Genomic DNA, 19,959 nt, shown 5'->3' on the forward strand with positions numbered 1-19,959 from the left:
CATTCTGGTTTCCCGCGTCATCGTTAACGACCATCGCAGGCAAGCCAGCTCCTACAGAAACCGCGTTTGCCTTTGCTTCACACCACTCCCCGACTCCCCCGAATCAAATCATAAGCCTTCCTGGCAATCGGATTCGCCGTATTCGGCCAAACCCAAAGGCAATACGTCACCTCCGGCAACCGCGGCAACCCATCGCGGGTTTGCGCTAGCGGGTTGAGGCAGAAAAAGCGCTCCCACCTTGCGTGGGAGCGCTTGGCCGGTCAGTGCTTGACCGGCGTTGGCAAGGTCACCAGGTTGACGTAGCCATCCCAGAATTTCTTCTGGTCCACGCCGAACACCACCTTGGCTTTCTGCGTGCCCACAGGGGCGCCTTTCTGGTAGCCCAGTGCGCGGCCGTAGTCGGCGCCAAAGGTGGCATCCACATCCACCCACAGTTCCCGTGATTCGGTGACGATACCCGGATTGACCAGATACAGCGCCGGCAAGCTGTCCCAGGTAAAGCTGTGGTAGCTCGGGTCCTTGTCGAACAAGGGGCCGAACTCGTGCTTGTACAGATCGGCAATCGCGCCTTTCTGGGCAATCACGCGCTGGTACACCGTTTTGTCGAAGGTGACTTTCTCGCACACATCATTGGGGAAAATCACGTGTTCGATCGGCGAGCGCAATACGATCTTCGCGGCCTCCGGGTCGAACCACCAGTTGAATTCCGCCGCTGGCGTGGTGTTGCCCGGAATCTCCAGGGCACCGCCCATGTACACAATGCGCTTGATCAACGGCACGATATCCGGCGCCGAACGTATCGCCAGGGCGATGTTGGTCAGCGGCCCCACGGCCAGAATTGTTACCTGGTGCGGGTTGGCGCGCACGCTGTCGACGATGAACTGCGCGGCGGTTTCCTTGCGCAATTGGGTGTGTGTCGCCAGGCCATCGGGTGGTGCGATCAACTGCTTGGGCGAAGTAGGACGGGGGGTCTTGAATGCCCCCGGCCAGCCGGAGCCGAACAGCGCCTTTTCCGCCTCGTAGGTGGCGTAGTCATGCAGCAGCGGGTAGGCGGCGCCGGAGTAGACGCCGACCTCTTTCTCCACGCCCATGCGTTCCACGGCCTTTAGTGCATCGACCTGCTCCTGGTCGACCCAGGCGTTGCCGCTGACCAGGGTCATGCCCAGCAGTTCGATGCGTTTTTGCGCGTGGAGCTGGGCGAGCATGATGAAGGCCTGGCCGTCATCGTTGAGCACGTTGAAGTCGGTATCAAAAATGACTTTCTCCGCGGCCTGGGCGGTGGCGGCACACAGGGCGACGGCAACAAGCAGTGCGCAGCTTTTCAGGAAACCTTGCATGGTGATTCATCCGAAAATTACTGTTGTTAACGGTTCACCAGTTTCGCCGGCAAGGCGATGACCAGGAAGCTGCTGAGGATCAGGCAGCCGGCGAAAAACCACAAGGCACCCGCGCTGCTGCCTGTGACGTCGATCGCAACGCCCATCAACGAGTTGCTCACCAAGCCTGCGATATTCGCCACCGAACAGGCCAAGGCAAAGCCGGTGGCCGCCGCGGTGCCTTTGAGAAAGGTCGCCGGCAGGCTGAAGAACACCGGCACCGCGCCGATGATCGCCGCCGAAGCAATCGCAAACAGCGCTACCGTGGCCGCCACGTTATGGGTGAAGAACGTGCTCGTGGCCATGGCCGCCGCGCCGATGAAAAACGGCACGATGATGTGCCAGCGGCGTTCGCGGTGCTTGTCGGAGCTGGCGCCGATCAGCAGCATGCCGAGCAGGGCGGCGACGCTCGGTAGTGCAGTGAGGACGCCGATATGGAAGGTGTCGGTGACCCCGGCGTTGCGGATGAACGTCGGCATCCAGAAGCCCATGGCGTAGGCGCTGAGCAGGATCGAGAAGTCGATACCGCCAAGCATCCAGACCTTGAGGTTGAAGAAGCCGTCACGGAAACTGTGCTTGCTGGCGGTGCCGTCGGCGTCGTCCTTGCGCAACTCGGTTTCCAGCAGGGCCTTTTCCTCGTCCGACAGCCATTTGGCTTGCTGGTAGGTGTTGGGCAAGGCCCAGAAGGTCAGCACGCCAAGCAGTACGCTCGGCACTGCTTCGATCAGGAACAGCCACTGCCAGCCACGCAGGCCGCCGACATGGTCGAAGTGGCCCATGATCCAGCCGGACAGCGGGCCGCCGATCACGCTGGAGAGCGGCAGGCCGATCATGAACAACGCAATGATGCGCCCGCGTCGGTGGGTGGGAAACCAGGTGGTCAGGTAGTACAGCACGCCCGGCAGAAAGCCCGCCTCGGCGGCGCCGAGCAGGAAACGCAGGATGTAGAACTGGGTCGTGGAGGTGACCAGCATGGTGCAGGCAGAGAGCAGGCCCCAAGTGATCATGATCCGCGCGATCCAGATCTTCGCGCCGACCCGCTCCAGAATCAGGTTGCTTGGGACCTCAAAGATGATATAGCCGACAAAGAACAGCCCGGCGCCGAGGCCGAACGCGGTTTCGCTGAACTGCAACTGGTCGAGCATCTGCAACTTGGCGAAGCCGATGTTGATGCGGTCCAGGTAGGCGGCCAGGTAGCAGAAGCACAGGAAGGGAATCAGCTTCCAGGTGATCTTGTGGTAAAGCGTGTTGACGGGGTCTGCGACCGTGGTCGCGGGCGCTGCATTCGCAATGGGCATTGGGTGTCTCCTGGCGGTGACTTATGGTTTTTATACAGCCGCTTTTGTTCCAGCACTTCGGAGTGCTGTAGAAGCGACTTCCAAAGGCAGTGTCAGAAGACTGAGTCGGTCCTGCTGGAGGTGATCAAGTGTGGGAGCGAGCAAGCCCGCTCCCACATTGGATTGCATTCCAAAGTGGACGCTCAGTTTTTTCAAGACCGTGCTCTTTGGCACGGTTCTCATGAATCCTTATTGCTCCCTGAACTTACGCATTGCCTCCTGCTTACTCACCACGTCGCCATACTTGCTGTCGATATCGAACAGGTTGGCCTCATGGGGCGCCGGGTGTCGATCGCCGACGCATTCGCGCACGACGATGGTGCGAAACCCGTGCTGCACCGCATCCACCGCCGTGGCGCGGATGCAACCGCTGGTGGAACAGCCGGCCAGCACGACGGTGTCGATGCCCTGGGCATGCAGCATCGGCGCCAGGCTGCTGCCGAAAAACGCACTGGCGTACTGTTTGGTAATGACGACTTCCTCGGCCAGCGGCAACACCTCGGCACAGAAGGCCGCGAGTGGGTTGCCTTCGACCATGTCTTTCATCACCGGGGCTTTTTTCACCCAGATCCCGCCATCGACGAAATGGCCGGGATGGTAGCGGATATTGGTGTGGACTACCGCAATCCCGTGTTGGCGTGCGGTGGCGAGCAGCTCGACGCTTTGCGCCACGGCCGTGACCACGCCGGGCGCGAACAGCGGCGCGCCTTCGGTGGTGTAGCCCTGCATGAAGTCGATCATCAGCAGTGCGGCCTTTTTGCCAAAGCCGATGCGGTTGCCCCACACGCCCTGGTAGTTGGCGTCGGCGGATTGTTCACTCATCTTTCAACCCCTCATTCATGTCCGTCGTGAGCGCTCTTTTTTGTGGTGAGCGGGCTTGCCCCGCGCTGGGCTGCGCAGCAGCCCCTAAAAAGCCGGGAGCGCTTCGCACTCCAGCGCGAGCAAGCTCGCTCACCACAGAAGCCCGCTCACCACAAAGGGACTTTCCGCTCCCGTTAATAAGCACCGGAAAGCAGGGCGCCGGCGCCTGGCACGATGGGCTCCAGGTCCAATGCCTTAAGCATCGCGTAGGTGGTGGCAATGGCGGCGGTCAGCACCGGTTTGCCGGTTTGTGCCTCGACCTTGGCCACTACCGGCAGCGACTGCATTTGCACGCAGGCCGACAGCACGATCACGTCGACGCCTTCCAGGTTCATGCCGGCGACGATGGCTGGCAGGTTGGCCGGGTCGTGGCGGGCTACTTCAAGGTTGTCGGGGATCTCCAGGGCTCGCCAATCGACGACTTCAAAGCCTTCTTCACGGATGTAGTTCACCACCAGCTCAGTCAGCGGTTTCATGTACGGCGCGACGATGGCGATGCGCTTGGCGCCCATCACTTTGAGGCCTTCGATCAACGCGCCGGCGCTGGTGATCACGGGCGCGTTGGCGTCGTTGTCGGCAGTAGCTTTGCGCAAGCGCTGTTCGGAGTTGCGGTGGTAGCCCAAGCCCATGGCCATGATCGCCACCAGGCACGCATAACCCAGCACATCGACTTTGGCGTCGGACAGCTCGACGGCGCAACGGTCGGATTCGCCGTCCATGGCCGCCAGTTCTTCCTTGCGCACTTGCTTCATGCGCATGCGGCTGGAGTGAAAGGTGAAGCGCTCGGGGCGAATCGCCTGGCGCGCGGTGAGCATCGCCGGGATCTCGGTTTCCATGGTGGTGTTGGAGCTCGGCACGATCTGGCCGATGCGGTAAGGCTTCTGCATGGTGGTCTCCGTTCTTATTGTGTGAGGAAGTCGCCGAGGGCGATGAAGAAGCCGTCGAGGTCATCCCACGGGATCATGTGGCCGGCGTTCGGCACGCGGGCGACTTGGATGCTCGGCTGCAGCGCCTGAATCTCGGCAATGTCCTCATCGAGGATCACGCCGCCGCGCCCGGCCACCATCAACAGGGCCGGGGCCTTGAGGTGGGGCAGGTCCTGATGGAAATCCACTTCGTGGAAGTCATTGAAGGCACGCACGATGGCGGGCTCGTAGCAGGTGTGCAGCCATTCGGCGCGCAGTTGCAGTTGTTCCTGGGTCCAGGTGGCGCAGAAGGCGCGCATCGCCTCCGCGTCCATACCCACCAGGGATTGGCGGATCGAATCGAGGTACCACTGCAGCTTGCTCGGGTATTCACGTCGGCCCGGGCCGGAGACCGGTGGGTCGATCAGCACCACGCGCTTCACGCCTTGAGGGTGTTTGACTGCACTGCGCACGGCAAAGCGTGCACCCATGGAGTGGCCCATCAGGTGGTAGCTGTCCAGGTTCAATGCGTTGGCAAAGGCAGCGATGTCCTCGGCGCAGGCGTCCGCGCTGTAATCCAGCTCGGGACCGGTCGAAGACAGGCCGCGACCGCGCACATCCAGCACATAGGTGTCGAACTGCGCGCCGAGGCGCTCGGCGACAAAGCCCCAGGTGATGGCCGGGCTGGTGATGCCGGGGATCAGGATCAGCGCCGGGCCTTTGCCGCCGTAACGCAGGTAGTGTTGGCGAATGCCGTTGGCCTGCACGTTGCCGCCATAGAGAAAAGTGCTCACGCGGCCACTCCTGATTTGAGTTCCTGGGCGTACAGGTCATAGCCGTAGACCCAGGCCGGATCTTCCTGGGTGCGCAGCCAGGTGTTGGCGTTGGACACGGCCTGCACGCGGGATGCGCGCTCCTTGCGGTTGGCTTCGTAGAGCTGGAACGCGGTGCGGTAGTCGCTGATGCCGGTTTCCTGCAGGCAACGGGTGAGCATGGCGGCGTCTTCGATGGCCATGCCGGCGCCCTGGGCCATGTGCGGTTTCATCGGGTGGCAGGCATCGCCGAGGAGTACCAGGCGGCCACGGCTCCACAACGGCAGCGGGTTGCGGTTGCGCAGCGGCCATTTGGTCACGCTTTCTGTGGACTCGATCAGGGCCTGGACGGTGGGATGGTAGCCCTTGAAGGCGTCGAACATCTCTTCGCGGCTGCTGTCGACGAACGCGCCCTGGAAGTCCCATTCGGCATGGGGCACACCGGTCACGTAGTAGTACTCGTCGCGCTTGCCGGTGGTGTAGTAGACCATCATGTGGCGGTCTTCGGTCCACCACTTGATGCAGTCTTCGAACTTCAGGTCGTACTTGGCGAGCTGGTCACCCCGGATCAGCGCACGGTGTGCGACCCAGCCGCTGTACAGCGGTTTTTCCACACCGAGCAGTTCTTCGCGGATCTTGGAGTTGATGCCGTCGGCACCGATCACGATGTCGGCGTAGGTCACCTGGCCGTCAGCGAAGGTCAGGCGCACCTGGGTGTCGGTTTCTTCAAGGGTTTCCAGGCGCTTGTTGAAGTGCAAGGTGCCGGGCTTGAGGGTGGACATCTGCAGCGCATGCAGGTCGCCACGGTGCACGGTGATGTAGGAGGCGCCGTAGCCGGTGAGCGGGATGCGCGAGAGGTAGTCACCGCTTTCGCCGCAACGGCTGAACCAGTGCTCGGGGTGCGAGCCCATCAGGTCCAGCTGCTTTTCGATGCCCATGCGGCGGAAGATTTTCATGATGTTGGGGCCCATGTGGATCCCTGCGCCCAATCGGGAAAACTCCGGCGCCTGCTCGTAGACGTCCACGTCGAAGCCGGCTTGCTGCAACAGGGTGGCCGCGGCGGCTCCGCCCAGGCCTGCGCCGACGATGGCGATTTTCTGAGTGCTTCCCATGGGGCGTATTCCTCTCTCTTTTTGATTTTTGGCGGTGTCTGTCCGCAAGGTTTTTAAAGTGTATACGCTCATTTTTTGAAATGGGAAGCCTGTGTTTGCAAATTTATTTTTTGGCCGTATTTGTCCTGTGTAACGTGTTGTGATTAGTAAATGCTGGGTTTGTTTCGATAGGTAACGTTTTTGTGTGCCGCTTGCAGTCTGCCGATAATTCGGGTCTTATCGTTATGAAATGGCGTATACGCTATAAAAATGCACTAGAGTGAAGCGCAGTGCCTGAACTTGGTGCAGGCCCACAGGAGACAGGAAAATGCCGGTAAGCGATTGCGAACTGACCCAGATGTTTGAACACGTGTTGACGCTGTCCAAGGTCGACCCGACCCAGAGCGTTGCCGTGCTCAAGAGCCATTACTCCGACCCGCGCACCGTGCGTGCCGCGATGGACGCTGCGCAGCGCCTGGGGGCCAAGGTGTATGCGGTGGAGTTGCCGTCGTTCAATCATCCCAGGGCGATGGGCAACGACATGACCGCCTACTGCGGCGACACCGCGCTTACCGGCAATATCGCCGCCCAGCGTGCCCTGGAGGCCGCCGACCTGATCGTCGACACCATGATGCTGCTGCACTCGCCGGAGCAGGAGCAGATCCTCAAGACCGGCACGCGCATTCTGCTGGCGGTGGAGCCGCCGGAAGTGCTGGCGCGCATGCTGCCGACCGAAGAAGACAAAGTGCGCGTGCTGGCGGCCGAGCAGTTGCTGAAAAAGGCCCGTTCGATCCACGTGAAATCCCGCGCCGGCAGTGACTTCCGCGCCGCCTTGGGGCAGTACCCGTCGGTGACCGAATACGGTTTTGCCGATGAGCCGGGGCGCTGGGATCATTGGCCGAGTGGTTTCCTGTTCTCCTGGCCCAACGAAGAAACCGCCGAAGGCGCGCTGGTGCTGGACATCGGCGACATCCTGCTGCCGTTCAAGACCTACACCCGCGAGAAGATCACCCTGGAGATCGAGAAGGGCTTCATCACCAAGATCCACGGGGGATTCGAGGCCGAGTACCTGCGTGACTACATGAAGTACTTCAACGACCCTGAGGTGTACGGCATCTCCCATATCGGCTGGGGCCTGCAGCCACGGGCGCAGTGGACGGCGATGGGCTTGCATGACAAGAACGACGGCATGTGCATGGACGCACGGGCGTTCTATGGCAATTTCCTGTTCTCCACCGGGCCGAATACCGAAGTGGGCGGGACGCGCAAGACGCCGTGCCATATGGATATTCCGCTGCGTAATTGCGACGTGTACCTGGATGATGAGGCGGTGGTCATCGCCGGTGATGTGGTTGCGCCGCCAGCCTCCCTGGCCCGCTGACATCCCCCTGTAGGAGCCGGCTTGCCGGCGATGGCGTCCCTGAGCCTAGCGCAAGATTCAAGAGCCTCATCGCCGGCAAGCCGGCTCCTACATGGGTAGGTGTTTGCGGCACATCCCGTTATCATGCCTCCCCATTGTCAGTCACCCACCGAGCCCCGCCGTGCCAGATTCCTACGTCTTTTCTGAACAAGTCGGCCACCTGTTGCGCAAGGCCTACCAGCGCCACTTGGCGATCTTTCAGCAGAATGTCGGCGACTCCCAGCTCACCGCCGTGCAGTTCGTCACCCTGTGCGCGTTGCGCGATCACGGTGCAAGTTCGCTGACCGAGCTGGTCAAGGCGACGGCCGTGGACCAGGCGACCATTCGTGGCATCGTCGAGCGACTCAAGGCCAAGGAACTGATCAGCCTGGAACCGGACCCGCAGGACAAGCGCAAAGTGGTGGTCGACCTGTCCCCGGCAGGCGCCGAACTGGTCGCCCAGACTGCGCCGCGCGCCGCGCAGATCAGCGAATTGACCCTGAGCAATCTCAACCCGGCAGAACGGGTTGCGGTGCTGTTCCTGTTGCGCAAAATGATCGACGACCCGCAGGAATAATTGTTGCAGGAGACTTGTTGTAGTGAGCGGGCTTGCCCCGCGCTGGGTGGCGCAGCCGCCCCAATAATGCCACCGCGTCCTTCCAGATGATTTGCGGTGCCTGGTTTCAGGGACGCTTCGCGCCCCAGCGCGGGGCAAGCCCGCTCACCACAACAAGCCCAATCACCACAACAAGCCCGCCCATCCCCCCCTTTGGCATCGATCTTGCTCTGAGTTCATGTAGTAGCCACTTCATCCATCAAGTGTGTCGTGAGACCCCAGGTCCACGACGCTTTTTTTTGACTATTTGATGTAGTGCCTACTTCACCAACTGTTACGGGCGAAGCGAATGATCAGCCAGCACATCACGGTAACGCTTGAGGTCAATGGGCAAAAAAGCGACGTCAGCGCCATGGCGGACACGCCGCTGTTGCTGGTGCTGCGCAATGACCTGGAACTCAATGGCCCCAAATACGGCTGCGGCCTGGGGGAGTGCGGTGCGTGCACCGTGATCATCGATGGAGTGGCGGCCCGTTCCTGTGTGTTTCCGTTGTCGGGTGCCGCAGGCCGCGAGATTGTCACCCTGGAAGGCCTGGGCACGCGCCAGGCGCCGCACCCGGTGCAACAAGCCTTTATCGACGAGCAGGCCGCGCAATGTGGCTACTGCCTCAACGGCATGATCATGACCACCAAGGCCTTGCTCGACCGTAACCCCAACCCCAGCGAAGCCGAGGTGCGCAACGAGCTGTCGGGCAACCTCTGCCGTTGCGGCACCCATATCGAAATCCTGCGCGCCGTGCTGCGTGCGGCCCGCCTGATGACCGTGGATTGATGACCATGACCGACACCCCCCTTACCCGTGACCAGTGGCTGGCCAAGGCTGGCGTTTTGTTGATCGTCGATGATGTGTTGCCGCCTTCGGGGCCGGTGGCCAAGGGCGGCTCGCCCACTGTGAAACCCAAGGAACTTGGGCTGTTTATTGCGGTAAACGATGATGGTCTGGTGTACGCGTTCAATGGCCATGTGGACCTGGGCACCGGCATTCGCACGTCGTTGGCGCAGATCGTCGCCGAAGAGCTCGACCTGGCGATGGAGCAGGTGAAGATGGTGCTCGGCGACACCGAGCGTGTGCCCAACCAAGGGGCGACCATCGCCAGCGCAACTTTGCAAATATCCGCAGTGCCCCTGCGTAATGCCGCAGCCGAAGCGCGGCGGTTCCTGTTGGCGCGGGCGGCGGGGCGCCTGGGTGTGAGCACGGCCAGTCTGAAGGTCGACGCCGGCGTCATTTACGCGGCAGATGGGCGCTCCACGACATATGCCGAACTGGTCAGCGGCCAGCATGACCAACTGCGCATCAGCGGTGATGCACCACTGAAGGCCATCGAGGACTATCGCCTGGTGGGCAAGGGCGCCGCTCGGGTGGACATCCCCGGCAAAGCCACTGGCGAGCTGACGTATGTGCATGACATGCGCGTGCCGGGCATGCTGCATGGCCGGGTGATTCGCCCGCCGTATGCAGGGCTTGATTGCGGCGACTTTGTCGGCAACAGCTTGTTGAGTGTGGATGAAGCGTCTATCGCGCATATCCCCGGTATCGTTGCGGTGGTGGTGATCCGGGATTTTGTCGGCGTGGTGGCGCTGCGTGAAGAGCAGGCCGTCAAGGCTGCCAGCGAGTTGCAGGTGCACTGGAAACCCTGGCACCACGCGTTACCGGACATGAGCAATGTCGAACAGGCGATCCGCGACAATCCCCGCGTACGCCGCACCGTGCTTGACCAGGGCAAAGTCGACGAAGCCCTGGCAGGCGCCAGCCAGCGCATGCCGCGCAGTTATCTCTGGCCGTACCAGATGCACGGTTCGATCGGTCCCTCCTGCGGCGTGGCGGATTATTCGCCAGCCGGCAGCCGGGTGTGGTCAGGCAGCCAGAATCCGCACCTGCTGAGGGCCGACCTGGCATGGCTGCTGGAGTGCGATGAAGCGCTGATCGATGTGATACGCATGGAGGCCGCCGGTTGTTATGGGCGCAATTGCGCGGATGACGTCTGCGCCGATGCCTTGCTGCTGTCCCGTGCGGTGGGCAAGCCGGTTCGCGTGCAATTGACCCGCGAGCAGGAACACCTGTGGGAGCCAAAGGGCACGGCGCAACTGATGGATGTCGACGGCGGCCTCAACGCCGATGGCAGCATCGCCGCCTACGACTTTGAAACCAGCTACCCCTCCAATGGCGCGCCGACCCTGGCGCTGTTGCTGACCGGCCGCGTCGAGCCGGTGGCGGCGATGTTCGAGATGGGCGACCGCACCTCGATCCCGCCCTATGACATCGACAACCTTCGCGTGACCATCAACGACATGGCGCCCATCGTGCGCGCCTCGTGGATGCGCGGCGTGTCGGCCTTGCCTAACACCTTTGCCCACGAGTCCTACATCGACGAACTGGCTTTCGCCGCCGGCGTCGACCCGGTGGAATACCGGCTGCGTTACCTCAAGGACGAGCGCGCCATTGACCTGGTGAAATCCACCGCCGAACGCGCCAACTGGGTGCCGCGCACGGCGCCGATGCAAACCGCGAACGAGGATCACCTGTTGCGTGGCCGTGGCTTCGCCTATGCGCGCTATATCCATAGCAAATTCCCTGGTTTCGGTGCGGCCTGGGCGGCGTGGGTAGCGGATGTGGCCATCGACAAACAGACCGGCGATGTGTCGGTGACCCGCGTGGTGATCGGGCATGACTCGGGGATGATGATCAACCCGGCCGGGGTGCAGCACCAGATCCACGGCAATGTGATCCAGTCCACCAGCCGTGTGTTGAAGGAGCGGGTGACCTTTGAAGAGTCGACGGTGGCGAGCAAGGAGTGGGGCGGTTATCCGATCCTGACCTTCCCCGAAGTGCCAAAGATCGACGTGATGATGATGCCGCGCCAGGACCAGCCACCCATGGGTGCCGGTGAGTCGGCGTCGGTACCCAGTGCGGCGGCGATTGCCAATGCGATCTATGACGCCACCGGCATCCGCTTTCGCGAACTGCCGATCACCCCGGAGCGGGTGCTGGCGGCATTGAACGCGGACAGCTTGGGCGAGCCTGCCAAGTCGCCGGAGAAACGCCGCAAGTGGTGGTTTGGTGCACTGTTCGCCACGTTGGGTGCGTTGCTGGCGACGGCCTGGCCGTTCCACAGTGAAATCGCGCCAATTGCACCCCCCAGCGCCGGCACTTGGTCCAAGGCCACCTTGGAGCGCGGGCGGTTGTTGGCGGCGGTGGGCGACTGCGCGGTGTGCCACACGGCCCCCGGTGGCGCGACCAATGCCGGTGGGCTGGCGATGCAGACGCCGTTCGGCACGCTGTACAGCAGCAATATCACGCCGGATGTGCAGACGGGCATCGGCGCTTGGTCCTACCCGGCGTTCGAGCGGGCGATGCGGGACGGCATTGGTCGTGACGGGCGCAATCTGTATCCGGCGTTTCCCTATACGGCGTTTCGCAATATCAATGACGCGGACATGCAGGCACTGTATGCCTATTTGATGTCCCAGGCCCCGGTGAGCCGGGCGCCGACGCCGAATGCGATGCGCTTTCCGTTCAATCTGCGACCGTTGATGGCGGGCTGGAATGCCCTGAATTTGCGGCGTGGTGAAATCACGCCGCAGCCTGAACGCGGTGAGCAATGGAATCGCGGTAATTATCTGGTCAACGGCCTGGGCCACTGCGCCGCGTGCCATTCACCGCGCAACCTGATGGGGGCGGAGAAGGGCGGTAAGGCGTTCCTGGCGGGCGGCAGGGTCGATGGCTGGGAGGCGCCGGCGTTGACGGGGCTGTCGAAGGCGCCGACGCCGTGGACCGAAGACCAATTGTTTACTTACCTGAGCACCGGCTATTCCGATGCCCACGGGGTGGCCGCAGGCCCGATGGGGCCGGTGGTGAGTGAGTTGGCGAAATTGCCCAAGGCGGACATTCGTGCGATGGCGGTGTACCTGGCGTCACTTAACAGCGAAGCGGCGGCCGAGGCCCAGGTGGCCGCTGCCGCTACCGTTCCAAATCCCAATGGCCGGCGGGTGTTCGAGGGATCATGCAAGGCCTGCCATGCCGACGGCCTGGGGCCGAAATTGTTTGGGGTAAGCCCGTCGTTGGCAACCAATACCAATGTGCACAGTGATCAGCCGGATAATTTGATCAAAGTAATTTTGCAAGGTATCAGCACGCCGGCGACCAAGGATCTGGGGTATATGCCGGGGTTCAAGGACAGTTTGTCGAATAGCCAGGTGGCGGATTTGGCGGCGTACCTGCGCGGCAAGTTCGCGCCGAATGCGCCACAGTGGAAGGGTCTGGAACAGAAGGTTGCCCACCTGCGCGCCAACCCCGGTACGCATTAACCTTGTAGGAGCCTGGCTTGCCGGCGATGGCGTCCTTTGATCGGGCGTTAAGTTTGACGGCCCCATCGCCGGCAAGCCGGGCTCCTACAGAGAGGCTGCGTTGCTGTCGGAGGGTGGGGTGACCCCACGCACCACCAAATCACTGATAAACCACAGCCAATCCTGCTGCTGCCCCTTGTCCGACAGGTCTTCCCCAAGAAACGAACTCAGCGTGTGCCGGTTGGAGTTATAGAAGTAGCACAGCGAAGCAATCATCAAGTACACGTGCTTGAGGTCCACATCCTGGCGAAACATGCCCTGGGCCTGGCCGGCTTCGATGATCGGCTTAAGCACGCCCACGGCTTCCCCCGACAACCTGCGCATCTCGCCAGACTGCTGGGCATGTTTGCCCTGATGCAGGTTCTCGATGCTCAGGATCGCTACGAATTCCGGGTGCTTGACGTAGTAGTTCCAGATAAACGCCACCAAGTCACGCAGGGCCTGCTCCGGTGCGTCGAGGTTCAGCTTGAGCTTGCTTTCGGCTTTGTTGAATTGCTCGTAGATGTGCTCCAGCACGCAGACGAACAGGTGTTCCTTGCTGCCGAAATAGTAATAAAGCATGCGGTCGTTGGAGTCGGCTTCCTTCGAGATGGTGTCGACGCGCCCGCCGGAATAACCGTCGCGGGTGAACACCTTGACCGCCGCCTGGAGGATGCGCGCGCGGGTCTGGTCGGCCTGTTGGGCGCGGATGCCGGTCTTCTTGATCGCCATGTCAAAGGGGCCTTGCAAGACAGTCTGGGCGCGAAATATAGCATGGGCTTTTTCGCGTCCGTTCTATGACCGACAAGTTCTGTAATAAAAACGCCATTGCGCTGGGGATTAAATTCGCGAAGGGCTATTTTGGTGCGTCTCAATAACTAGAGTAGCCATGGATGAAATACCAACCCTTCAGCCGTACCCTGATTGCCACCGCCCTGGTGTTGACGGTCAGTGGTGTACACGCCGCTTCGCAGGCCCCGGTGGCCGGTGAAAATGGCATGGTGGTGACGGCTCAGCATTTGGCAACTCATGTCGGCGTGGATGTGCTCAAGGCCGGCGGCAATGCGGTCGATGCGGCGGTGGCCGTGGGCTACGCACTGGCCGTGGTGTACCCGGCGGCGGGTAACCTGGGCGGCGGTGGCTTTATGACCGTGCAACTGGCGGACGGGCGCAAGACCTTCCTCGACTTCCGCGAGAAAGCCCCGCTGGCGGCCACCGCCAACATGTACCTGGACAAAGACGGCAATGTCATTGAGGGCCTCAGCGCCAAGGGCCACCTGGCCGTTGGTGTGCCCGGCACCGTCTCGGGCATGGAACTGGCCCTGAGCAAATACGGGACCCTCAAGCGCGCCCAAGTCATCGCCCCGGCGATCAAACTGGCGGAGAACGGCTTCGAGCTGGAGCAGGGCGATATCGACCTGTTGCACACCGCCACCGGCGAGTTCGAAAAAGACAAGGACATGCGCGGGATCTTCTTGCACAACGGCCAGCCGATGCAGGTCGGCCAGAAGCTGGTGCAGAAAGACCTGGCCAAAACCCTCAAGGAAATTTCGGCCAAGGGCAGCGACGGCTTCTATAAAGGCTGGGTGGCCAAGGCCCTGGTCGATTCCAGCCAGGCCGGCAAAGGCATCATCACCCAGGCTGACCTCGACAAGTACAAAACCCGCGAACTGGCGCCCATCGAGTGCGACTACCGTGGCTACCACGTGGTCTCGGCACCGCCTCCAAGCTCCGGCGGCGTAGTGATCTGCCAGATCATGAATATCCTCGAAGGTTACCCGATGGCCGACCTCGGCTATCACTCGGCCCAGGGCCTGCACTACCAGATTGAAGCCATGCGCCACGCCTACGTGGACCGCAACAGCTACCTCGGCGACCCGGACTTCGTGAAGAACCCGATCGAGCACCTGCTGGACAAAAACTACGCGGCGAAACTGCGCGACGCCATCGAACCGCAAAAAGCCGGTGACTCCCAGGCGATCAAGCCGGGCGTGTCGCCCCATGAAGGCAATAACACCACCCACTATTCCATCGTCGATAAGTGGGGCAACGCGGTCTCGGTCACCTACACCCTCAACGACTGGTTCGGTGCGGGCGTAATGGCGAGCAAGACCGGGGTGATCCTCAACGATGAAATGGACGACTTCACCGTCAAGGTCGGCGTGCCGAACATGTACGGCCTGGTCCAGGGTGAAGCCAACGCCATCGCTCCAGGCAAGGCGCCGCTGTCGTCGATGAGCCCGACCATCGTGACCAAGGACGGCAAGGCCGTGATGGTGGTCGGTACGCCGGGTGGCAGTCGCATCATTACCGCGACCTTGCTGACCATCCTGAATGTCATCGACTACAAGATGAACATCCAGGAAGCCGTGGATGCGCCGCGTTTCCACCAGCAATGGATGCCGGAAACCACCAACCTCGAAACCTTTGCGGTGAGCCCGGACACCCAGAAGATCCTTGAAAGCTGGGGCCACAAGTTTGCCGGGCCTCAGGATGCCAACCACCTGGCGGCGATCCTGGTCGGTGCGCCGTCCCTGGATGGCAAGCCTGTCGGTAAAAACCGCTTCTACGGCGCGAATGACCCGCGTCGCAACACGGGTCTGTCCCTGGGCTACTGAGCACCGCTGTAGTGAGCGGGCTTGTCCCGCGTTGGGTTGCGTAGCGGCCCCAATAAAAACACCGCGGTCTGCCAGTCAGAACGCGGTGTTTGGTTTTAGGGCGGCTTCGCCCCCCAGCGCGGGACAAGCCCGCTCACTACAATAATTCTTCTACGGACTTGAAGGCCGCGACTCGGCGTTCTTCCCAATTCCCCTTGATCACCACGACTGCCTGCAGATGCTGCTGCATCCACGCGAGGCTTTGCTGGAAAAACGTCTGGCGATCCGCCAGTTGCGGCTGGCAGCGCTGGCCGTCGGCCGTCCACTCCACATCATCCGGTGACAACAACAGGTGCAGGTCGTAATGACGGGCCAGCAGTTCGCTGTCGAGCCAGGTCGGGTAGTCGCCGAACAGGGTCTGGCTCCAGAGCTTGTTGGTCAACAGATGGGTATCGAGGATCAACAGTTCTGGCCGCTGGGCGCGGGCGGCATCTTCCCAGGCCAGTTGGCCACGGGCGATGGCCGGGATGTCGGCCAGGGTGGTGTCGCGTTGGTGGTGATCGATGAAATAACGCACGTATTCACCCACCATCAACCCGCCGAAATGCGCCTGCAGTTCCGCCGCCAGCCAGCTTTTTCCGCTGGATTCGGGGCCCGCCAGTACCACCACCTTCATGCGTGCAACGCCGGGTCGGCGCGCCATTCGCGCCAGCCTTGCACGGCAATCACGGTGAACAGCGCGTAGAGCGCGGCGGTAAGGTAGAGACCTTTGTAGAGAAACAGTCCGACGAAGATCACATCCACGGCGATCCACAGTGGCCAGCACTGCACGCGTTTCTGCGCCATCCACATCTGCGCCACCAGGCTGAAGCCGGTGAGGGCGGCGTCGAGCCAGGGCTGGGCGGCATCCGTCCAGTGCGCCATAGCGGCGCCGAGCAACAGGCTGCCAACTGCGCCCACCGCCAGGCTGGCCATGATCGCTGGCACGCCGAGGCTGCTGACCTGACGCCCTTGCTTGACCTCGCCGGCACGTGTCCACTGCCACCAGCCGTAGACTTGCAAGGCGGCATAGACCACCTGCAACAGCATGTCGGAATAGAGTTTTACGTCGAAAAACACCCAAGTGTAGAGCAACACCATCACCAGGCCGATGGGCCAGCACCAGGGGTTTTGCTTGACGGTCAGCCACACGGCAATCACCCCGAGGGCGGCGGCGAACAGTTCAAGCCCGGACATGGTGGTTCCTTGGGAGAGTGCAAGAGGGCGGTGATTGTAACCAAAGAAGATTGGCGTAGGAATTAACTGCTGTGGTTGTGGTGAGCGGGCAAGCCCGCTCACCACAGACCATAACAAGCCTTGCCACCACAAGCCCGCCCACCACAGGGTCAGACCTTGAATTGGCGCAGCAGGCCGTCGAGTTGTTCGCTCAGGCCACGTAAATGCGCACTCGCCACACTCGACTGTTCTGCCGCCAACGCCGTGCTGTGGGACAAGCCCGCGGCTTGGGTGACGTTTTGGTTGATGTCCTCCACCACGTGGGCCTGTTGCAGGGTGGCGCTGGCAATCGAGGCATTGAGGCCGTTGAGGTTGCGCAGCGCCTGGCCGATGGCGGTCAGGCTGGCCCCGGCCTGGCCGGCTTGTTCGATGGTCAGTTGCGAGGCGCTGTGACTGTCGCTGATCACCTTGACCGCGGCTTCCGAGTGGCCTTGCAGGCGTTCGATCATGACCTGGATTTCGGCAGTGGATTTTTGCGTGCGCTGGGCCAAAAGCCGCACTTCATCGGCCACCACGGCGAAGCCACGTCCTTGTTCACCGGCGCGGGCTGCTTCAATCGCGGCGTTGAGGGCCAGCAGGTTGGTCTGGTCGGCAATCGAGCGGATCACTTCAAGCACGCTGCCGATCTGGGTACTTTCCGCAGACAGGGTGCGAATCACTTCCACTGCCTGGCTGATGGTGCTAGAGAGCTGGTCAATCTGCTGCAGGCTGCCGTCGATATTCACTTGGCCTTGCTGCGCCTGAGCCTGGGCGTCGCGCATTTCGCTGGCGGCGTGTTCGGCGTTCTTGGCCACGTCCTGCACGCCGTAGGTGACTTCGTTGATGGCGGTGGCCACCAGTTCCATCTGCTGGGATTGTTGCTGGCTGCGGTCATGGGCCTGGGTCGCGTTGCTGCCCAGTTCTTGGGAAGACTGGCCCAGTGCATTGGCGCACACCTGCAATTGGCTCACCACCTGGCGCAGCTTGGCGGTGAAGCTGTTGAAATGCCGGGACAGTTGGGTGACTTCGTCCTGACCGTGGGTATCGAGGCTGCGGGTCAGGTCGCTTTCGCCGCTGGCGATGTTACCCATGGCGTTCACCGCGTCCTGCAACGGCCGCACAATACTGCGGGCGATCAGTGATACCAGCAGTGCCATCACCAGTGCGATCCCCAGGCCGATGAACGAGGCTTTCCAGACCTGGCCGCTGAACTCGGCCTGCACATTGTCGACGTACACACCGGAGCCGATGATCCAGCCCCACGGTTCGAACAGTTGGATATACGAGGTCTTGGCCACCGGCGCTTCGGCGCCCGGTTTTGGCCAACGATAGTTGACGATGCCGGCGCCCTTGGCCTTGGCGAGGATCACGAACTCGTTGAACACGGCAAACCCGTCAGGGTCACGGATGGCCGAGAGGTTCTGGCCGTCGAGCTTGGGGTTGGCCGGGTGCATGATCATCACGGGCGTGAGGTCATTGATCCAGAAATAGTCGTCATGGTCGTAACGCAAGCCACGCACGGCGCTCAAGGCTTGCTTCTGGGCGGCTTCACGGGTCATCACGCCCGTGGTTTCGAGGCCATGATAAAACGTCAGGATCCCACTGGCGGTCTGGACCACGTGCTGGGTCTGCTGGCTCTTGGCCTGGTACAGGTCGTCATGAATCTGCTTGAGCATCAGCAAACCCAAGGCCAGCAGCATCAGCACGGCGACTATCAGGATCAGCCACAGGCGCCGGCTGATCGACATATTGCGCAAACTGTTCATCGTCCTGTCACTCCGTGCTTTTATAATTGTGGGTGCTGCATCGACTTTTCCGCCTTGTCTGATAGGCTTTCGGCCTGTATTCGGAAAACCTGAGTACTGTCTGATTTTTCACAAGATTTTTGCAGGTCGGGGTTGAAACTCAACACCGCGTCTTGTCGTCAGTGAACCATTAAAAAGATTAACGAGGCTTGCCATAGCGCAAGACCTTTGGGGGAAGCATGGATTTTTGGACCGCCATACAGGCTTTGATTCTTGGCGTTGTGGAGGGGCTGACCGAGTTCCTGCCCATTTCCAGCACCGGCCACCAGATCATCGTCGCCGACTTGCTCGACTTTACCGGCGATCGCTTCAATGCGTTCAACATCATTATCCAGCTGGGCGCGATCCTGGCGGTGGTGTGGGAGTTTCGCGGCAAGATTTTCGAAGTGGTCAGCGGCCTGCCGACCCAGCGCAAGGCCCAGCGGTTTACCGTCAACCTGCTGATCGCCTTCCTGCCGGCGGTGGTGCTGGGGGTGATTTTTGCCGACCTGATTCACCACTACCTGTTCAACCCGATCACCGTAGCCACGGCGTTGGTGGTGGGTGGCGTCATCATGTTGTGGGCGGAGCGCCGCGAGCATGAAGTGCATGCCGAAACCGTCGATGACATCACTTGGAAAGACGCGCTCAAGGTTGGCATGACCCAGTGCCTGGCGATGATCCCAGGGACTTCGCGTTCCGGCTCGACCATCATTGGTGGCTTGCTATTTGGGCTGTCGCGCAAGACCGCCACCGAGTTCTCGTTTTTCCTGGCCATGCCGACCATGGTCGGTGCGGCGGTGTATTCGGGCTACAAGTACCGTGACCTGTTCCAGCCTGCGGACTTGCCGGTGTTCGCCATTGGCTTTGTGACCTCGTTCATCTTCGCGATGATCGCAGTGAAGGGCTTGCTCAAATTCATTGCCAGCCACAGCTACGCGGTGTTTGCGTGGTACCGCATTGCGTTCGGTTTGCTGATCCTGGCGACCTGGCAGTTCGGTTGGATCGACTGGGCGGCCGCCAAGGCATGATGATCCAGCACCCCCGCCTGAAGGCGGCGATCTTCGTGCTGCTGTGCGCAGCGCCGTTGCTGGGCTCAGTGCTGGTGTGGCAGCGCGGCGAGACTGTGATTCCGCTGGCGGCTTATGGCGTGGTCAGCGTGATCGCGTTCTTCCTTTACTGGAGCGACAAGCGCAAGGCGCGCACCGACAGTTGGCGCACCCCGGAAAATATCCTGCACGCCGTGGAACTGGCGGGCGGCTGGCCGGGGGCGTTGATTGCCCAGCAGGTGTTTCGGCACAAGACGCGCAAGGTGTCTTACCAGGTGCTGTTTTGGGTGATTGTGTTGCTGCATGAGGTGTTCTGGCTGGATCAGTTGGTCCTGGGGGGCACTCTATGGTCATTCCTCTAGTTGGCGTAGGTATCCGCACAACTGCGTAGCAACCATTGCTAACCACAATGCGGAGCGAGCGGCTCTTGATCTTGCTTTTGATCTTAGGCGCCCCGTTAAACACGCTGGCCCAAATCCCTGTCGGATTACGGGCATACCGACGCGGGCAAGCCCGCTCCCACATTTTGACCGCTGTGCAACAGTTGGAAAGCGA

17 protein-coding genes and 1 pseudogene are annotated in these 19,959 nt (G+C 61.5%); 7 read left to right on the top strand and 11 right to left on the bottom strand.

Annotation, left to right across the window (positions count from 1 at the left end):
* Nucleotides 1-77: 77 nt before the first annotated feature.
* The 7 genes and pseudogenes from U367_RS1000000132290 to U367_RS0105485 all read right to left on the bottom strand — a co-directional run.
* Nucleotides 78-194 (bottom strand): annotated as a pseudogene (locus U367_RS1000000132290) (LysR substrate-binding domain-containing protein); the annotation flags it as partial.
* 66 nt (nt 195-260) lie between these two features.
* Nucleotides 261-1,337 carry a nucleoside hydrolase gene (locus U367_RS0105460; protein ID WP_028616025.1) on the bottom strand — a complete coding sequence of 359 codons (1,077 nt, stop codon included), beginning with the start codon at nt 1,335-1,337 and terminating at the stop codon, nt 261-263.
* Nucleotides 1,338-1,363: 26 nt separating this feature from the next.
* Nucleotides 1,364-2,674, bottom strand: coding sequence for an MFS transporter (locus U367_RS0105465; protein WP_028616026.1), 1,311 nt, complete (start codon nt 2,672-2,674; stop codon nt 1,364-1,366).
* Between the two features lie 228 nt (nt 2,675-2,902).
* The gene (locus U367_RS0105470) at nt 2,903-3,535 is read right to left on the bottom strand and encodes an N-carbamoylsarcosine amidohydrolase (RefSeq protein WP_028616027.1); all 633 of its coding nucleotides are present in this window, start codon (nt 3,533-3,535) and stop codon (nt 2,903-2,905) included.
* Nucleotides 3,536-3,708: 173 nt separating this feature from the next.
* Nucleotides 3,709-4,461, bottom strand: coding sequence for a maleate cis-trans isomerase family protein (locus U367_RS0105475; RefSeq protein ID WP_010210656.1), 753 nt, complete (start codon nt 4,459-4,461; stop codon nt 3,709-3,711).
* A 14-nt stretch (nt 4,462-4,475) separates the two neighbouring features.
* Nucleotides 4,476-5,273 carry an alpha/beta fold hydrolase gene (locus U367_RS0105480; RefSeq protein WP_028616028.1) on the bottom strand — a complete coding sequence of 266 codons (798 nt, stop codon included), beginning with the start codon at nt 5,271-5,273 and terminating at the stop codon, nt 4,476-4,478.
* Nucleotides 5,270-6,403: an FAD-dependent monooxygenase gene (locus tag U367_RS0105485; RefSeq protein ID WP_016977979.1), complete on the bottom strand. Its 1,134-nt coding sequence runs from the start codon at nt 6,401-6,403 to the stop codon at nt 5,270-5,272. Before U367_RS0105485 ends, U367_RS0105480 begins: the two co-directional genes overlap by 4 nt.
* A 307-nt stretch (nt 6,404-6,710) precedes the next feature.
* Between U367_RS0105485 and U367_RS0105490 the strand changes: the two genes are divergently transcribed.
* From U367_RS0105490 to U367_RS0105505, 4 genes are all read left to right on the top strand, one after another.
* Complete coding sequence (locus U367_RS0105490; RefSeq protein WP_028616029.1) at nt 6,711-7,763, top strand: 2,5-dihydroxypyridine 5,6-dioxygenase; 1,053 nt, start codon at nt 6,711-6,713, stop codon at nt 7,761-7,763.
* Between the two features lie 160 nt (nt 7,764-7,923).
* On the top strand, nt 7,924-8,358 hold the full coding sequence (locus U367_RS0105495; protein WP_016977981.1) for a MarR family winged helix-turn-helix transcriptional regulator: 435 nt from the start codon (nt 7,924-7,926) through the stop codon (nt 8,356-8,358).
* 328 nt (nt 8,359-8,686) lie between these two features.
* Nucleotides 8,687-9,169, top strand: a complete 483-nt coding sequence (locus U367_RS0105500; protein WP_028616030.1) for a (2Fe-2S)-binding protein — start codon at nt 8,687-8,689, stop codon at nt 9,167-9,169.
* A 5-nt stretch (nt 9,170-9,174) separates the two neighbouring features.
* Nucleotides 9,175-12,702, top strand: a complete 3,528-nt coding sequence (locus U367_RS0105505) for a molybdopterin cofactor-binding domain-containing protein (protein ID WP_028616031.1) — start codon at nt 9,175-9,177, stop codon at nt 12,700-12,702.
* A gap of 84 nt (nt 12,703-12,786) precedes the next feature.
* Here U367_RS0105505 and U367_RS0105510 read toward each other — a convergent pair whose 3' ends face one another.
* The gene (locus U367_RS0105510; RefSeq protein WP_028616032.1) at nt 12,787-13,452 is read right to left on the bottom strand and encodes a TetR/AcrR family transcriptional regulator; all 666 of its coding nucleotides are present in this window, start codon (nt 13,450-13,452) and stop codon (nt 12,787-12,789) included.
* Nucleotides 13,453-13,613: 161 nt separating this feature from the next.
* On the opposite strand from U367_RS0105510, the gene ggt reads away from it, so the two are divergent.
* The gene (gene ggt, locus U367_RS0105515) at nt 13,614-15,338 is read left to right on the top strand and encodes a gamma-glutamyltransferase (RefSeq protein ID WP_028616033.1); all 1,725 of its coding nucleotides are present in this window, start codon (nt 13,614-13,616) and stop codon (nt 15,336-15,338) included.
* Between the two features lie 136 nt (nt 15,339-15,474).
* Here the strand turns inward: ggt and U367_RS0105520 are convergent, their stop codons facing one another.
* From U367_RS0105520 to U367_RS0105530, 3 genes are all read right to left on the bottom strand, one after another.
* Nucleotides 15,475-15,993, bottom strand: a complete 519-nt coding sequence (locus U367_RS0105520; RefSeq protein ID WP_028616034.1) for an AAA family ATPase — start codon at nt 15,991-15,993, stop codon at nt 15,475-15,477.
* Nucleotides 15,990-16,553 (bottom strand): nicotinamide riboside transporter PnuC, encoded by a 564-nt coding sequence (gene pnuC, locus U367_RS0105525; protein ID WP_016977988.1) that lies wholly within the window; start codon nt 16,551-16,553, stop codon nt 15,990-15,992. Before pnuC ends, U367_RS0105520 begins: the two co-directional genes overlap by 4 nt.
* A 149-nt stretch (nt 16,554-16,702) precedes the next feature.
* Nucleotides 16,703-18,337 carry a methyl-accepting chemotaxis protein gene (locus tag U367_RS0105530; protein WP_028616035.1) on the bottom strand — a complete coding sequence of 545 codons (1,635 nt, stop codon included), beginning with the start codon at nt 18,335-18,337 and terminating at the stop codon, nt 16,703-16,705.
* Between the two features lie 218 nt (nt 18,338-18,555).
* On the opposite strand from U367_RS0105530, the gene U367_RS0105535 reads away from it, so the two are divergent.
* Together U367_RS0105535 and U367_RS0105540 are read left to right on the top strand one after the other, a co-directional pair.
* The gene (locus tag U367_RS0105535) at nt 18,556-19,386 is read left to right on the top strand and encodes an undecaprenyl-diphosphate phosphatase (protein ID WP_028616036.1); all 831 of its coding nucleotides are present in this window, start codon (nt 18,556-18,558) and stop codon (nt 19,384-19,386) included.
* Entirely contained in the window at nt 19,383-19,766 is a 384-nt protein-coding gene (locus tag U367_RS0105540; RefSeq protein WP_028616037.1) for a DUF1294 domain-containing protein, read from the top strand. The genes U367_RS0105535 and U367_RS0105540 overlap by 4 nt, the downstream gene beginning before the upstream one ends.
* Nucleotides 19,767-19,959 lie beyond the last annotated feature (193 nt).

The sequence above is a fragment of the Pseudomonas canadensis genome (genome assembly GCF_000503215.1).
GTDB lineage: Bacteria > Pseudomonadota > Gammaproteobacteria > Pseudomonadales > Pseudomonadaceae > Aquipseudomonas > Aquipseudomonas canadensis.

Excerpts from the sequence above, each read along its gene's own strand:
- U367_RS0105460 (WP_028616025.1), bottom strand. The coding sequence starts at position 1,337 with ATGCAAGGTTTCCTGAAAAGCTGCGCACTGCTTGTTGCCGTCGCCCTG.
- U367_RS0105465 (WP_028616026.1), bottom strand. The coding sequence starts at position 2,674 with ATGCCCATTGCGAATGCAGCGCCCGCGACCACGGTCGCAGACCCCGTC.
- U367_RS0105470 (WP_028616027.1), bottom strand. The coding sequence starts at position 3,535 with ATGAGTGAACAATCCGCCGACGCCAACTACCAGGGCGTGTGGGGCAAC.
- U367_RS0105475 (WP_010210656.1), bottom strand. The coding sequence starts at position 4,461 with ATGCAGAAGCCTTACCGCATCGGCCAGATCGTGCCGAGCTCCAACACC.
- U367_RS0105485 (WP_016977979.1), bottom strand. The coding sequence starts at position 6,403 with ATGGGAAGCACTCAGAAAATCGCCATCGTCGGCGCAGGCCTGGGCGGA.
- U367_RS0105490 (WP_028616029.1), top strand. The coding sequence starts at position 6,711 with ATGCCGGTAAGCGATTGCGAACTGACCCAGATGTTTGAACACGTGTTG.
- U367_RS0105500 (WP_028616030.1), top strand. The coding sequence starts at position 8,687 with ATGATCAGCCAGCACATCACGGTAACGCTTGAGGTCAATGGGCAAAAA.
- U367_RS0105505 (WP_028616031.1), top strand. The coding sequence starts at position 9,175 with ATGACCGACACCCCCCTTACCCGTGACCAGTGGCTGGCCAAGGCTGGC.
- U367_RS0105510 (WP_028616032.1), bottom strand. The coding sequence starts at position 13,452 with ATGGCGATCAAGAAGACCGGCATCCGCGCCCAACAGGCCGACCAGACC.
- ggt (WP_028616033.1), top strand. The coding sequence starts at position 13,614 with ATGAAATACCAACCCTTCAGCCGTACCCTGATTGCCACCGCCCTGGTG.
- U367_RS0105520 (WP_028616034.1), bottom strand. The coding sequence starts at position 15,993 with ATGAAGGTGGTGGTACTGGCGGGCCCCGAATCCAGCGGAAAAAGCTGG.
- pnuC (WP_016977988.1), bottom strand. The coding sequence starts at position 16,553 with ATGTCCGGGCTTGAACTGTTCGCCGCCGCCCTCGGGGTGATTGCCGTG.
- U367_RS0105530 (WP_028616035.1), bottom strand. The coding sequence starts at position 18,337 with ATGAACAGTTTGCGCAATATGTCGATCAGCCGGCGCCTGTGGCTGATC.
- U367_RS0105535 (WP_028616036.1), top strand. The coding sequence starts at position 18,556 with ATGGATTTTTGGACCGCCATACAGGCTTTGATTCTTGGCGTTGTGGAG.
- U367_RS0105540 (WP_028616037.1), top strand. The coding sequence starts at position 19,383 with ATGATGATCCAGCACCCCCGCCTGAAGGCGGCGATCTTCGTGCTGCTG.